The following is a 15,279-nucleotide window of genomic DNA, read 5'->3' as shown; positions in this document are numbered from 1 at the left end:
CTCGCTAACGCACCCCAATAACCCGCCGCAGGATGGCGCGGTAGGGCTCCTGCCACCACGGTTTGCGCCCCTGACTGCGCTCTTTCCAGTCGGTCAGCAGGGCAACCGCATCTTCCGCAGGGATGAGGCCTTGAGGGCCAAAATACAAGGGATAGTGAATCAGCGCGGCGGCGACCAGCTCGTCGAGACCTAGGCGTCGGGTACGGCGTGGCAAAGGGCAGTGATCGACGGTGAGCCCCCAGCCGGAGTAGAACGGTTGCCCGTAGCAATGCACGGTCTTGCCCCGCAGCAGGGCCTCGAAGCCGGTCAGCGAGGTGAGGGTGTGGACCTCATCCACCTGCTCCAGGAGTCTTTCCATGGGGACATCCTCGAGCCAGACGTCACAATGTTCGCGCGCCCGCGCCTCACCCTTGCCCTGCGCCCGCAACCGCGCCACTACGTCGGGGTGGGGCTTGTAGAGCAACAGGGCTTGCGGGTTGGCTTCGCGTACCCGGCGCAGCAGCTCCAGATTGCTGCGCAGGCAGGGGCTACCGTGGGCCAGGGCGGCATCGCTCTCTACCTGGCCAGGCACCAGAATCACCCGCTGCGCCTGGGAGGGGCGCTGCCAAGTTTTGGCCCCCACGTTGTATTTGCTGATGCCGTGGCGAAGAATCTGCTCGCGCAGGCGGGCCGCTCGCTCGCGGTCTTGTGGCGAGAAGTCGTGCTGCGTCAGGAGCCACTCCAGATCCGAAGGACTCCGCGCGTCGTAGTACATGCCGCGGCTGTCGAGCACCCAGGACAGCGGGCGGGTGAGTTCCGCCCCCAGGCCCACCGAGCGCAAAAAGCCGTCTTCCATGCGCAATACTGGGAGGGGGACACGCAGATCGGGGACGGGACTGCTGCCCCAGAGGAGTAATGCCGCGGGACCGGGAAGGGATGTTTCCTGCTCAACGAAGTGCAGGCGTTTCCCGGGAAAGCAGCGCCGCAGAAAGCGCCATTTCCAGCGCGGAAAACGCCAGACCAGGAGATCATCGGGCAGGGCCTGCAGGCGCTTGGGGATGGGCGCTGGCGCCAATTTTTGCTCAGTCACGCAGTCGTGCCAGGAAGGGATCGACCAGGGCGAAGTGATCCTCCCAACGCCAGGCGCGAAATTGGCGCAGGCGGGCACGCTGGGCGTGGTAGCGGGGCCCGCCGTCGCGATAGTCGCGCAAGGCGCTGAGCCAGGCTGGTCCATCCAGGGGGTCGAGATACTCGGGGATACTGCCAGCGGCTTCGCGGAAGGCCGGCAGGTCAGTGGCGATGACCGGCGTACCCACACTCAGCGCCTCCACCACCGGCAGGCCGAATCCTTCGGCAAAGGACGGAAAGAGCAAGGCGCGGGCGTGCGCCAGCCAGTTGCTGAGTTCCTGATCGGCGCAGCCATGCAGCTCCACTACCTGCCCGGCCAAAGCGGGGCAACGCTCCAGCAGGTCGATGACCTGCTCGCACTCCCAACCCCGCCGCCCCAGGAGTACCAGCTTGGGGACGACCTCGCCCAGACTCAGCCAGTGTCGCCAGAGCTGCAACAGAAGCAGATGGTTTTTCCGTGCTTCGATGGTGCCCAGCACCAGAAAATAGGGATCGGCGAAGGGCCGCTCCCGACAGGGCCGGGGCAAGGGTTCGGCGCCCAGGGGGGCGATGAGCTCGGGCATCTGGGGAGTAACCCCTTGCTGACGACGGTGTTCCCAACAGCTTTGCCAGGTGGCGGTAGAGTTGAAAATCAGACCGCGCCCGGTGCTGGCCATGGTACCCAGGCGCCGGCGATGGCGCTGGTCTTCACCGGGGCGGGCATATTCAGGATGGGTCATGGGGATGAGGTCATGAACGAAATAGACCGGATGCAGGTCCAGCTCGCCCAGCCAGCGGGCGTAGATGGGGTCTTCCAGGCCGCTGTGACTGAGATGAAAGAGCACACTGCCGGCCTTGGGCCGCAAGTTGGCCAGATGGGTAGCCGCCACACTCAACTGGATGTCGCGGCGGGGGTTGGCGGACTCGCCCAGCAGGGCGGCAAAAAGTCGGTCGGAGGCCCGATGGGATAGACGCAATAAGCGTCCGCCGTGGCGCACCAGGGCCTGGGCGCGGGCGCGGTAGTGACGCAGATAGGCGAGCGTCACCCGATCCACACCGGTGGGCTGCAGTCCCTCCAGATGGCGGCTGCAAAGGCGGGTCAGGTCGATGAGCAGATCCCGGTCACGCATCTTGGGCATCTTCCTGATCCTCCTCCCGCACACTGAGCTGGCCAACGCTATGGGTTGCCAGACGCTGGCAGGTTTCGATAACCGCCTCGCTGAGGCCCGGCTCCTGGAAGAATACCCCACGCACCTGCACCGTGGCAGCCAGGGCGGCAAAAAAATCTTCCCGTAGCTGCGGATCGGGCTCCCGGCCTTCGGTCCAGAACCGGTCCAAGCCACCCTGATGGCTGAGGCCAGGTATGTCGAAGACGGCACTGCCCAGCACCTGCAGCGGGCGATGCAATTGCAACACCCGCAGAGCGGTACTGCTGTTGACCAGCACCACCCCGCGGGCCTTCTGAATGAGCTGATTGAGCTGCCCGCCGCGCAGATAGCGGATACGATCCGCAAGGCCCAGTTCCCGGGCACGGCGGCGCACGTAGCGCTCCCAGTTGGGCAAGGCCGGGTCCCAGGGGTGTTCCTTGACCACCAACAGAGACTCCGGCGGGGCATGGCGGGCAAAGGAGGCAAAGACCCGCTCCAGGGCGTCCTCCATCTGCGGAAAGGGTGAGTAGGCAATGATCTGAAAATCGAAATTGAGCTGGATCGGAAAGAGATAGTAGGGCTGGGATCCGCCACTGATCTCTTCTGCCAGGCGGGTAACGCGCTGCTGTCGCAGCCGGTTGCCGAGCAAGCGCCAGCCACTGGCGATGGTATAGGGGATGGCCGGGGGACGGCGATCACTGCGCCGATAGCGGGGAAAGCCCAGTGCCCAGGTCAGCAGGTTGCTGAAATTGTAGCTGAGATCGCCCACGGCCATCTGCAGGGCGTTGTCGGTAAAGCGCGCGCCCCAATCGAGGACCACTGCCTGCCGCGCCAGGGCGTGGATCTCCTGCGGATCCTTGGGAAAATGAGAGGCGCCGCTCATGCCGTCGCGCTCCAGGGTGATCCAGTCCGGGCGCAGATAGCCAAAGTCGGTAACCGTAACGCGAATGCCGAGTTCCTGGGCAATCGCCACCGCCTCGCGGTGGTAGTAGCGTTGTTCGCCCAGAAGCATCAGGTCGCTGACTTGCTCGCGCTGGAAGAACGCACGGATATAGTCCGACCAGCCGGCGTAACTGCCCCGATAGGAGAGGCTGTACTGGTCGTGCCAGAAGAGCCAGTCGCCCGGGCAGAGATTGATGCGGGTCACCCGCCAGCCCCGCTGGGCGAGACAGTGCCCTACGCGCCGAAAGAAGGGCGAAGGCATTCCCTGCAAAAAGACGATATGCGGCGTCATGTGGCCGGGGGCGTCTCCAGCCCCAGCGCCACTCGCAGGCTCTGGGCATAAGGGATTCGTCCCAGAGGGGCGCCGGCAGCTTGCAGTTTTTCGATGGAATGGCCGCAGGTCCGGCCAAAGATCTGCACCAGCAGGGGGTGCAGCAAGGGCTCAGCGCGTAGGTGCAGCCAGCCGTACGGGGCGGCCATGACCTGGGCGGCGGGCATGGCCAGCGCGTGGGGCAGATTCAGCAGTAATCCGTGTCCCCGCAGGCTCTGGCGCAGGTCCTGCAGAAATTGCCGCCAGGAGACTGAGATCGGGTCCCGCACATTGTAGGTCTCCCCTTGCGTAGTGGGGTTGCGGGCGGCCCAGTGGGCGACATCGACCAGGTTCTGCACATCCAGATAGCCACAATCCACCTGTCCACCGTCGACCTTGAGCATCAGGCCGTTGCGAATTTCTCTGCCGATGCGCTCGATGAACGGACTGCCGGGCCCCATGACATTCGTTGGACGCAGGATGGTCCAGGGTAGGTTCATTTCTGTGGCCCGGCGGCACAGCAGCGCCTCGGCTGCCTGCTTGCTGTCGCCATAGCCAAAACCCGTGGACTGCAGGACGCTGCTTTCCACTGCTGGCTCCTTTGGGAAGCCGTAGACATCGACACTGGAGAAGTGCACGAAGCGCTCGGGCAGTTCCGTGGTTTGGGCAATGGCATCGAGCAGATGGCCAAGGCCGTGCACGTTGACCTGCCAATAGGATTCCCGACGATCCCAGGTGTGGACGTTGGCTGCGCAGTGAAAGACCAATCCCACCCCACGCACGGCAGCAGGCAGGCTGTCTGGCTGGGTGAGATCCCCCACGTAGATCTGCGCGCCCTGTTGAAGTTCTGCCGAAAGGCGCTGCGGATCGCGGACCAGCAGGCGCACGGGGAGGCCCTCCCCCAGCAGGCGTTGGGCCAGATGTCCGCCAATGAAGCCCGTGGCGCCGGTAACCAGAACGGGCTTCATCGTTTGCCCTCCTCCTCTTTGAAGACCTGCCGGGCAGCGGGCCGTGGCACCTGGTTGAGCATTCGGTAGCCCCAGCCCACGAAGGGATTCATCCAGGCCCAGCGCGAGCGCAGGGCCATGGCGATGGGAAAGGCGGTGGCGCCGAGGTCGAGTTTGACGTCGTAGGTGGTCAACCCCAGTTCCAGTCGCTCGGCACCCAGCTCGATGGCGGTATCGACCACGGTGGCGGCCACATGCAGGTAGAGGCCATCGTTTTGTGCAGCATTTCGCCCCACGTACAGCCAGCGCAGCAAGGTTCCGTCGCGTAGCAGCAGGGCATGCGCCACCAATTCGTCACCGCAATAAAAGAGCAGGACCAGGGAATCGTCGCCCATTCCCTCCGCAAAGCTCCGGTAGAACTGGGGGGTGAGGATCTCGCGTTGAAACTCCTTGGCGGCATCGTGAACGATCTGCCATTGCGCGCTGAGGACTTCTGCCAGATCGGCAAAATCCTTCCGCAGTTCATGGCGCACCCCCAGGGCCTCATTGGCGCGACGGTGTTTTTTCAGCTTGCTGCGATAGTAGCTGCGCATGGCCTGATGGTACTCCGCCGGGCGGCGCCAGGGGAGATCCAGATAGGTATTGGGTAGACCCTCGATCCAGTGGAAACCATGGCGGGCGAAGTCCTCTCGATACGCCTCCGCCTCGGGCTCAAAGTCTCGCACGACCAGCAAGAGATGGCCTTCGGCACGGGCGAGGCGGCGCATCTCAGCTGCCAAGCGATCGACCAGCTGCTGCCGCGGCAAGTCCTCCGCCTGCGCGATGGGGGGGCTGACGATGGTGATGGGCGTGCCACACTCCAGCATCGTCCATTTCAAAAAGCCCGGCCAGCGGCGGCGAATGGGGGCGAGAATGCGCTTGAGGAAGGGCGGAGCAAAGATCGCAATATCCGTGACAACCGAATAGAGCCCAAGAAAGGCCAGGGGCTCACCCCGTTCGTCCTGCAGCACCAGATAACGATAGGAAAAGCCTGCCAGTTGCGACGCCTCCAAGACCCTCCAGAAGCGCGGGTCCAAGGCTGTGGAATAACCGCTGCCAAGACGCTGCCAGATGGATTCTGGTACTTCGTCGATGGTGGAGTAGAGTGTGCTTTGCAGGATTTGTTCCCCTTATCATAAGCAAAATCTATTATCTGGTTGAGCGCGGGGAAGTCTAGCACCGTTACAGGTTCCCGTCAGGTCTTGACAGTTTCTTCTCCGTGCCGCTGGATAGCACCCCATCATGGCGAAGATTCTGATTGCCGCCAAGGGCGGCTTTGGCGACGTGCTACCCCTGCTCGCGGTGCTCCTGGCCCTGCGCGATCGCGGGCATCATCTGCTGCTGGCCGGGGACCGCCAGCACGCTGTCCTGGCGCGCGACGCCGGCGTGCCCTTCCAGGCCCTCGATGGCGTCAGCGAACCCTTTGCGCCGCCTTCCGAGGAAGGAATGACGGTGCTGCGGAATCTTGTTGACCGAGCCGACCTACTGCTGGCCAACCCTTTGGTACCCGCCGCGATCCTGCTTGCCAGAAAACTGGAGAAGCCCTGGATCTATGCCTCGGCATCGCCATTGGCCTTTGCTACCCGCGCCGATCCCCCCTGGTGGCCAGTGCTGGCTCGACTGCAGCGCTCTTTGCCGGATTCTTCTGCCATGCAGCAAGTTGCCTTCAGACTGGCACGGTCACGGGCCGCCTGGCAGTTCCGCCGCCTGACCAGCCTCGCGCGCCGCCTGGGGGTCCAGGTGTCTGGGCATATTTGTTTCGAGGGACTGCATTCCCCTTGGCTGAACCTTCTGCTGGCATCGCCACGACTCGTGGAGGCTGACGCCCTGCCTCCCCAAGTGCTGCTAACCGGCTTTTGCCCCCAGCTTCCACCCAGCCTGGAGAATGTGGCGGCCTTACAGCGCCTGCAAGAATTTCTGGCGGCCGGAGCGCCGCCCGTAGTGCTGGCGCCCGGTGGCGCAGATCGTCGCGACCCAAGTGAGTTTGTGGCGGTGACCCAACGCGCCTGCCAGATCGCCGGCCAGCGCGCGCTATTTGCGCTGCGCCCCAGCCATCATGGGCTGGTAGGGGAAAAGCAAGACTTTCTTGCCCTTCCCTATCTGCCCTATTCGCAGCTCTTCGCCGGGGCCGCGTCCGTCGTTCACTCCGGCGGCATCGGTGCATTGAGCTGGGCAGTAGGCTTGGGGGTGCCCTCGGTCTTGCTACCCTCGGTCTGGGATCAGTTCGATAACACCCGCCGCGCCCTGCAGCGCGGCTTTGGGCAATGGCCACGGCGCCGTCCCGAAGCCATTGCCCAAGCTCTTACGCAGAGCATGGAACGAGCCTGGCCAGCTCTGACCAGGGTCGCGCCCGCGCTGGCAGCCGAGGATGGCGCGGCGGTGGCCGCCACAGCCATCGAGGCGCTCCTGGCACGATTGGCGCTTCGGCACATCGACTTGTCAGTCGTTGGCAGGGGCGGTAGCATTGCTCATAAATTGGCTGAATATCCTTAGCGGCACCGTCCAAAGCTCAGACAGGATCCCATAATTTGCGCCCTTTCTCTTACGCCGCCGCACTGCTGTTGCCTGCCCTGCTCGGGGGCTGCAGCGCCTACCTACCCTATGCTGGTCCACGCGCTGGTCCTGTCAATGACGTCGAGCATAACAAGGCTCTACAGGGCATCCGTCTGGTAGACGTGAACTACGCCCTAGCCCGGGTGTTTCACCAGGAAATCTACCAGCCGGACCTCGCCCTCCTCGACCAATTCCGCAATCCGGCGCCGAGCCTCTATACCGTGGGCCCTGGTGATGTCTTGGAAGTGCACATCTGGGAAGCACCCCCGGCCATGCTGTTTTCGCCCAGCATTGCCTCGACGACGACACCGTCGGGCTCCATCATGACCACCATTCCGCCGCAGATGGTCAACGCCGGCGGGCAAATTTTCATGCCCTTTGCCGGCGAGATCCCCTGCGCCGACAAGACCACGCAGCAGATCGCCGCAGAAATTCGGGCCGGCCTGCAGGGCAAGGCCCACGATCCACAGGTAGTGGTGAGCCTAGTGCGCAATCGCGCGCAAAGCATCTCGGTGGTGGGTAATGTGAAAGACAGCAAACAGGTGCCCATGGAACCCGGTGGGGTCAGTGTGCTGCAGGCCCTGGCGGCTGCTGGTGGGGTGGTACAACCCGTCAGCAAGGTCACTATCCAGCTTTCCCGCAGTGGTCAGGTCCTGCGCCTGCCCCTGGAAGACATCATCGCCAATCCTAGGGAGAACATCTCTTTGCGCTCGGGGGATGTCCTGACTGCGCTCTATCAGCCCCTGCATGTCACCATCATGGGGGCGACCCAGCAAAGCAAGGAAGTGGACTTCGAGGCATCCGGTATCAGCCTGGCGCAGGCCCTGGTTCGTGCCGGCGGCATCAATGGCAACGAGGCCGATGCCAAGGCGGTTTTTGTGTTTCGCCTGGAATCTCCCAAACTCGTACCGGGCTTGGCCAAGGGGCCGCTGGTCGATGGCAAGGTACCGGTGGTATTCCGCTTTGACTTCAGCAATCCGGCGACCCTCTTTGTGGCCCAAGAATTCCCCATTCAAAACAAGGATCTGATCTACGTGGCGAGTGCTCCAGTCACCGACCTGCAGAAATTTCTGGGTCTCATCGTGCAGATTGTCTATCCCATTCAGGGTCTGACCACGGCCGGCGTCATCAAGTAAGTATGGCCAAGAATGCCGTCGCTATCATTGGCCAGGCGACACGGCTGCCGCAGCGGGCCGACACCCGCTTTTGGCAGGCCCTGGTCGCTGGAGAGTCACTGCTGACTCGGGTGGCCCCCGACCGCTGGGGGCAATCGGCCTTTTTGCATGCGCTGCGCGGACATCCCGGTACTTCCGTCACTTTTGCCGCGGGGAGCTTGGGCGATGTCGCTGGTTTTGACGCCGGCTTCTTTCGCGTTTCACCGCGCGAGGCGGCGGCCATGGACCCACAACAGCGGCTGTTGCTAGAGATGACTTGGGAGGCTCTGGTCCAGGCAGGGCAACCCCTCCGGCGCCTGCGCGGCAGCCCCACGGGCGTGTTTCTGGGTCTGGCGAGCACCGATTATGGCTACCGCTTTGCCGACGACCTGGCTGCCCTGGGACCAAATTCGGCCACTGGGGTCACTGCCAGCATTGCCGCCAATCGGCTCTCCTATGTCTTCGACTGGCGTGGCCCCAGCCTGGTCATCGACACCGCCTGTTCCTCGGGGCTGGTGGCCTTTCACCGGGCCTGTGAGTCTCTGCTGCGCGGGGAGTGTGAGCTAGCCCTTAGTGGGGCCATCAATCTGCACTTGCATCCCTTCGGTTTCCTCATTTTTTCCAAGGCCTCGATGCTCTCGGCCAGTGGTCGTAGCCGACCCTTTCAGGAAGGCGCCGACGGGTACGTGCGCGCCGAGGGCGGCGGGATCTTTTTGCTGAAGACCCTGGAGCGGGCGCGGCGGGACGGTGATCCAATCCTGGCGGTAGTGCTGGGCACTGGCAACAATACCGACGGGTATAAATCCGGCCTGACGGTGCCCAGCGCGGCGGCCCAGGCGTCCCTGCTGACCCAGGTATACAACCAAGCGGGCATTGATCCACGCCAGTTGGACTATGTAGAGGCGCATGGGACAGGTACGGCGGTGGGCGATCCCATCGAGCTGGAAGCCATTGGCGCCGCTCTCACCCCAGAACGCAGCGATCCTTTGCTGGTCGGCTCCGTCAAGAGCAATCTGGGGCATCTGGAAACGGCATCGGCGGTACCCGGACTGCTCAAGGTCATCCATAGTCTGCATGCGCGCCAGGTCCCTCCCACCATCGGCGTGGAATCCATCAATCCGCGTCTGCCCCTGGACCGCTATCCCCTGGAGATCGTTCGCGAACTGCGCCCTCTGCCTGCCCAAGGTACCCTGACCATGGGCGTCAACTCTTTTGGTTTTGGGGGGGCCAACGCCCATGCCATCCTGCAAAGTCCACCGCGTTGGCGCGCAACACGGCGGAAAGACGCTCCGACCCAGATCTCTCCCCGTCGCCCTCTCCTGCTCACCGCCGCTACGGAAGCCGCACTTCAGGCATCGGCTAGCGACCTGCTGGACTTTCTCGCGCCCCTGTCGCGGCGGGACTGGGAACGAGCCCTCTATCAACTGAACTTCCGGCATCCAGAACTCGATCAGGGCGTCATCCTTTGGTTCACTACGCGCGAGGAACTCCAAGGACAACTCCGCGGGCTAGCCGACGGTAACGGCCCCTCCCCCGAGACAACCTTGCGTCATTGGTACCAGCCCGAGGAAGCCTTGCCGGTGGCTTTTGTCTACTCAGGTAACGGCTGCCAGTGGGTAGGCATGGGTCGCGATCTGCTGGAGGTCCCTGAGGTCGCCGCCGCCATAGACGAAATCGACCGGACCTTTGCGCCGCTGGCGGGCTATCGCCTACGCGATGAGTTGCGGGAGGAACAGGCGGCAGACCGCTACGACAGCACGATGCATGCGCAGCCCGCCCTGTTTGCCCTGCAAGTGGCGCAAACTGTCTGGTTGCGTGCCCAGGGGATCGAGCCAGCAGCGGTGATTGGGCACAGCGTTGGCGAAGTGGCGGCTGCCTGGGCCTGTGGCGCACTATCGCTGGCCAACGCCACCCGCGTCATTCACGCCCGAAGTCAGGCGCAGGAAGGCACCCGGGGTCTAGGGCAAATGACTGCCGTTGGCTGCGCGGCCGAGTCGATGGCCGCGCGACTCGCCGATACTGGCCTGGAAGATAGACTGTGGCTGGCCGCCGACAACAGTCCCAAGGGGTGCACCGTGGTCGGTGATCCGGAGTCCCTGAAGAAGTTGGAAGAGCAGCTGCGTTCCGAGCAGATCCCCTGCAAGCGTTTACCGGTCGACTATCCGTTCCATGGTCCCGCCATGGATGCTTTACGGGACGATCTTCTCGTTTCCCTGGCGAAGTTGACCCCCAAGACCGGTGACATCCCTTTCTTTTCTACCGTGACCGGAACCCGTCTGCTCGGCTCCGAATTGGGGCCGGAGTATTGGTGGCAGAATGTACGTCAGCCCGTGCGCTTCCGCGAAGCCACCATTGCCCTGACAGAGCACTGTGAACTACTGGTGGAGCTCGGCGGCCACCCCGTATTACGCAACTACTTGCGAGAGATTTTCGAGGCACAAGGTCGCAGTGGCAGGGCTCTGGCAACGCTGCACCGCAATGTGGCAGAACAACGGACAGCCCTGCAAAAAACCCTCGACAGCCTGTGGCTGAGCGGCCTGCCGCGCCAGTGGGATCGCTTTTATCCGCGCGTTCTCCCCCCCCTGGAACTTCCGAACTACCCTTGGCAACGGGAACGCCACTGGCAAGAGGCTACAGCAGAATCTTGTGCTTTGCTGTACCGCTACGAACGTCATCCCCTGCTCGGTCATCCGGTGGCTGGTCATCCTGGCCTTTGGGAGCAGCGTCTGGATACCACCCTGCAGCCCTGGTTGGCTGACCATCAGGTGGGTGGCGATGTGCTTTTCCCCGGCGCGGGCTTCGTGGAACTGGTCCTGGCACTGGGCCATCAACAGTTTCCCGAAGCACCAGCCCTGTGCATTGAGGACCTGGAGATTCTGGCGCCCCTGGTATTGGAAGCCGAGCAGAGCCGAATCATCCGTACCCAGTGGCTGGAGGGTCGCCTGCGCGTGCAATCGCGCAAGGAGATGCACGAGTCCTGGACCGAGCATCTGCGGGCGCGTCTGCGGCCACTGAACGGTCCGGCACCCGCAGCCATGGACCCGCTGGCGAGCCAATCCCCACAGGAGCTCATGCCTGCAGCCCACTACCAAATGGCGAGCCGGCTTGGGCTGCAATATGGGCCCAGTTTCCAGACCGTCCAGAGCGGTCTCTGCACACCCGTGGGAGTGGACGCCGAGCTGCGCAGCACGCTCCCGGAGGATCTGCATTCCCAACTGTTCCTGGATCCCGGCATGCTGGACGGGGCCCTGCAACTGTTCATCGACCTGCTGGCAGGCGAACCCCGGCAGGGAACGTCCGCCTTTGTGCCGGTGCGCATCGAGCACCTGGAGTACTGGCCCCACCGGGAGACCAGTGCCAGCGCCCGGGTACGGCTGCACCGACGCTCCCCCCATTCGCTGCTGGCCCGGCTTCAGCTTATCGGCGCCAGTGGGCAAGTACGCGTGGATGCCCGCGGTGTGCGGCTGCAGGAACTGCGCCTGCCAGGTAAACAGCAAGTGGTGCCGCGCTATTTCACCCGCAATCTGGTGGCCCTGGACCGCGCCGAAAGCAGCACCCCTTTACAATTGCCAGTCATCGCCGCGTGCTGCCGGGAGCTGCTGGAAAGCAGTCCCATCCTCACCCGGCGGCGCGAAGAGTTCCTGCCACTGCTCAACAGCTACCTGCAGATGTACGAGGGGGAGCAGACAGGGGCATTGTGGCAGACCCTCCTGCAGGACTACCCAGAAAGCCTGCCCTGGACGGTAGCAGCAGGCCGTTGGAAACTGCGACAGCAGGGTCTTGGTGAAGGCGACGATCCCCTCCTCGCGGGGGATTGGTGGCGATGGGACCTGCAGGCCTATTTGCCGGATCTGACAGAGACCCTTGCCAACTGGTTGATTGGCGAGACCCAGTCGCAGCGGGTCTGCAGTGTTGCCGAATATAGCGATGCTGGCTGGGAGTTGCTGCCCCGGCTGGAAACCCAGGATGGCCGGTTTCGGCGCTGCGGATTGCGCCCAGCGATACTGGAAGACGAGCGCGCGGGCTGGCCCGTTCACACCTTGACGCAACTGCCGGAGCCTCTGCGGGGCTTCGATGCACTTCTGGCGCATGTCGGCTCGCTACAAGCCAACGCCTGGGACGACCTCCTGCAGCGGGCGCGCGGCTTGCTCCGGCCACGAGGAATCTTGCTGCTGGCGGGAACCTCTCCGTTGCGCAGCGACTTGTCCGATGGCTTTCCTTTGCCACCCGCAGAACTGGAGGAAGCGGCCCGGTTGCAGGGTTGGGAGACAAGTCTGCTGCGCCCCCATGCCGAAGAACCCGCCTGGATTCTGCTGCTGCAAACCCCTCCACCGCACCAGCCGGAGGCGCAAAAGTCCATCGCATTGCTGGGCGCTATACCGGAGGCGTTACCCACAACCCTGCAGAAGCTTTACGCGCCGTACCGGCGGTGGTTACCCGATGAATTCACCGCTGCATCCCTGCACGACAAGGCTCCCGCCGTTCTGGTCTTCGCGCCGGAGCTACACGCTGCCAACCATGCTTCCCCAAGTGCAGCCATCGCTACTGCCGTCCTGAACCTCGGCGAGCTGCTGAGGATTTGTCGGGAGCACTCGCAAGCGATATGCGTCGACTTGATTCTGCCCGGTGCCCTCCAGTCCCGCGGGCAGGCAACGGACGTGATCGCTGCGGCGTTAGCCGCTTTCGTCCGAACCCTTGCCAACGAGTGGCCTAGCCTGCGACTGCGGATATTGGACGGTCTGCCGGATACCCCGCAGGCAGCCGAGGCCCTGGCCCACGAGATTCTCGACGCCGATAACGAAAGCGAAATTTTTCTCGATGCCGATGGCCGCCGCCAGGTTTTGCGGGTGCAAGAATGGCACGACGTGGCTGCCGTTCCTAGCGGACAAATCCAGTATCTGAACAATGCCCGCGCCGGACAGTTGCGCTACCTTGCCTGGGAAACGCGATCTTCCCCCGCGGAATTACCTGGGAATTCCGTAGAGGTCGAGACCATGGCAGCAGGGCTCAACTTTCGCGATGTGATGTATGCCTTGGGACTGGTGGGCGACGAGGCGCTGGAGGCGGGCTTTGCTGGCCCAGGACTGGGGCTCGAGTTTGCCGGCACGGTGCGGCGCGTCGGCCAAGAGGTATCGCGTTGGCAGGTGGGCGACCGAGTGTTGGGTTTTGCCCCTCGCAGCCTGGCCAATCGGGTTCTGACCCCAGAACATGCCTTGGCCGCGATCCCGGAAGGGCTCGACTGGGTTGCGGCAGCCGGTCTGCCCACCGCCTTCTTCACCGCCTGGTATGCCCTGATCGAGCTGGGACGCATGGCCCGCGGTGAGCGGGTGCTCATCCATGGTGCTGCCGGCGCCGTCGGCCTCGCGGCCATCCAGATCGCCCAGTTTCATGGTGCAGAAGTCTTTGCCACTGCCGGCTCTGCCGCCAAACGCGATTTTCTGCGCCTACTGGGCGTGCAACGGCTCTATGACTCGCGCAGCCTGGATTTCGCCGATGCGATTCTGGCCGATACCCAGGGCGAGGGCGTGGATTTGGTGCTCAACAGCCTCGCCGGCGAGGCCATGGATCGCAGCCTACGCCTGCTCAAGCCCTTTGGACGCTTTCTGGAACTGGGCAAGCGGGATTTTTACAACGATACCCTTCTGGGGCTGCGCCCCATGCGCAATAACCTGAGCTACTTCGGCATCGACGCGGACCAGCTGTTGGCCCTCCATCCGCAGCGGACGCAAGCGATCTTTACGCAATTGTTGGAAGCCTTCGTGCGGCAAGAACTCGTGCCACTACCCAGCACCATATTTGCCAGCCATGCAGCCCCAGACGCCTTCCGTTACATGCAGCAATCCCGGCAGATCGGCAAGATCGTTATCGACACCCGCGGACCTTTCCTGCCGCATCCGACGCCAGCGCCGCTTGTCCCCACGCCTCTGCAGCTCGACCCCGAGGGCGTGTATGTGATCAGTGGCGGAAGCTCAGGCCTGGGCTTGGCAACGGCGCAACGCCTCCTGCTTCGTGGTGCGCGCAAGCTTGCGCTACTCTCTCGTCAAGGCAGTCTGGGTCCGGAAGCCGAAACAGCTTTGCAGCCGTACGGGTCAGCTGCGGAAATTCGCATACGCGCTGTGGATGTGCGCGACCGCGCTGCCGTCGCCACGCTCTTCACCGAACTCGCCGCATGGGGACCGCTGCGCGGCATCATCCATGCCGCTGCAGTCATCGAGGACGCCTTGGCGGACCAGCTGCAGCCCGACGGACTGGTGCGAGTTCTCGAACCGAAGGTGGATGGCGCCTGGCATCTACACGAACTGAGCAAGGGTCAGCCGCTGGACTTTTTTGTGCTCTACTCTTCCATTGCCAACTTGCTGGGCAATGTAGGACAGGGCGCGTATGTGGCCGCGAACGCCGCCCTGGAAGCCTTGGCGCGTCACCGACACGCGCTGGGGGTACCGGCCACTACCCTGCAGTTTGGACCCATTGCCGATGTCGGCTATTTGACCCGGCACCGAGAAACCCAAGAACTTTTGCAGCGCCGGCTGGGCGGCCGCGCCATTTCTGGCAACCAGGCACTGGACGCCATGGAGTGGGCCATTGCCCAGAACCTTCCCGAGCTGGCGGTGGCCGATCTTCACTGGCAGGTGCTGCGCACGTCCTTGCCTTGGGTGCAAGGATGCTCTTACGAAGAGCTCGACCAAGAGCCCGCTGGCAGCAAGGTTGCGACCAGTCAGCACGACTGGCGTACCGAGCTTATCTCTCTGTCCAGAGAGGAGGCATTGGTGCATTTGCAGGGCTGGATTGCTGCGGAGGTAGCGCAGATCCTGCGTCTGTCTACCGAACAGATCGATCCACGCAAGAAACTGACGGATCTAGGATTTGATTCCTTGATGGGCATGGAGCTCGTCATGGCGCTGGAGGAGCGAACGGGTTTGAAGATCCCCGCCTTTATCATGAGTGAGGAGCCCACGGTTTTTGCTCTGTCTCAGCGCTTGCTGGCTGAATGGTGCGAAGAGCAGAGCGCTCCCAGCGGCAAAGAGCAGGTTTTGGACATGGCACGCCGGCATGGCGTGGCCGGGGAATATGCCGCCCGGCCGGCGGCAAGCGAGGTCTGA

General features: G+C 63.4%; 8 protein-coding genes. 3 read left to right on the top strand and 5 right to left on the bottom strand.

Translation table 11 applies throughout. The features are described 5' to 3' along the window. Nucleotides 1-4: 4 nt before the first annotated feature. The 5 genes from ACQAYK_RS03180 to ACQAYK_RS03160 are packed head-to-tail and all read right to left on the bottom strand — an operon-like array spanning nucleotide 5 to nucleotide 5,566. Complete coding sequence (locus ACQAYK_RS03180) at nucleotides 5-1,069, bottom strand: capsular polysaccharide export protein, LipB/KpsS family (protein ID WP_483167845.1); 1,065 nt, start codon at nucleotides 1,067-1,069, stop codon at nucleotides 5-7. Continuing rightward, nucleotides 1,062-2,225, bottom strand: coding sequence for a glycosyltransferase family 4 protein (locus ACQAYK_RS03175; protein WP_483167844.1), 1,164 nt, complete (start codon nucleotides 2,223-2,225; stop codon nucleotides 1,062-1,064). Before ACQAYK_RS03175 ends, ACQAYK_RS03180 begins: the two co-directional genes overlap by 8 nt. After that, nucleotides 2,209-3,468: a capsule biosynthesis protein gene (locus ACQAYK_RS03170; RefSeq protein WP_483167843.1), complete on the bottom strand. Its 1,260-nt coding sequence runs from the start codon at nucleotides 3,466-3,468 to the stop codon at nucleotides 2,209-2,211. The genes ACQAYK_RS03175 and ACQAYK_RS03170 overlap by 17 nt, the downstream gene beginning before the upstream one ends. Next, complete coding sequence (locus ACQAYK_RS03165) at nucleotides 3,465-4,454, bottom strand: NAD-dependent epimerase/dehydratase family protein (RefSeq protein WP_483167842.1); 990 nt, start codon at nucleotides 4,452-4,454, stop codon at nucleotides 3,465-3,467. Before ACQAYK_RS03165 ends, ACQAYK_RS03170 begins: the two co-directional genes overlap by 4 nt. Beyond that, nucleotides 4,451-5,566, bottom strand: a complete 1,116-nt coding sequence (locus ACQAYK_RS03160; protein WP_483168020.1) for a GNAT family N-acetyltransferase — start codon at nucleotides 5,564-5,566, stop codon at nucleotides 4,451-4,453. The genes ACQAYK_RS03165 and ACQAYK_RS03160 overlap by 4 nt, the downstream gene beginning before the upstream one ends. Nucleotides 5,567-5,714: 148 nt before the next feature. Here ACQAYK_RS03160 and ACQAYK_RS03155 point away from each other — a divergent pair, with 148 nt between their 5' ends. Genes ACQAYK_RS03155 through ACQAYK_RS03145 form a run of 3 tightly spaced genes read left to right on the top strand, consistent with a single transcriptional unit; the run spans nucleotide 5,715 to nucleotide 15,279 of the window. Then, entirely contained in the window at nucleotides 5,715-6,965 is a 1,251-nt protein-coding gene (locus tag ACQAYK_RS03155) for a nucleotide disphospho-sugar-binding domain-containing protein (protein ID WP_483167841.1), read from the top strand. Nucleotides 6,966-7,000: 35 nt separating this feature from the next. Further along, complete coding sequence (locus tag ACQAYK_RS03150; protein WP_483167840.1) at nucleotides 7,001-8,161, top strand: polysaccharide biosynthesis/export family protein; 1,161 nt, start codon at nucleotides 7,001-7,003, stop codon at nucleotides 8,159-8,161. 2 nt (nucleotides 8,162-8,163) lie between these two features. Continuing rightward, nucleotides 8,164-15,279: a type I polyketide synthase gene (locus tag ACQAYK_RS03145; protein WP_483167839.1), complete on the top strand. Its 7,116-nt coding sequence runs from the start codon at nucleotides 8,164-8,166 to the stop codon at nucleotides 15,277-15,279.

Origin of the sequence: Acidithiobacillus sp. AC3 (assembly GCF_050261095.1) — a bacterium.
In the GTDB taxonomy this organism is placed as follows: domain Bacteria; phylum Pseudomonadota; class Gammaproteobacteria; order Acidithiobacillales; family Acidithiobacillaceae; genus Igneacidithiobacillus; species Igneacidithiobacillus copahuensis.
Note: the sequence above shows the minus strand (reverse complement) of the source record. Positions and strands in the feature narration are given on the sequence as shown.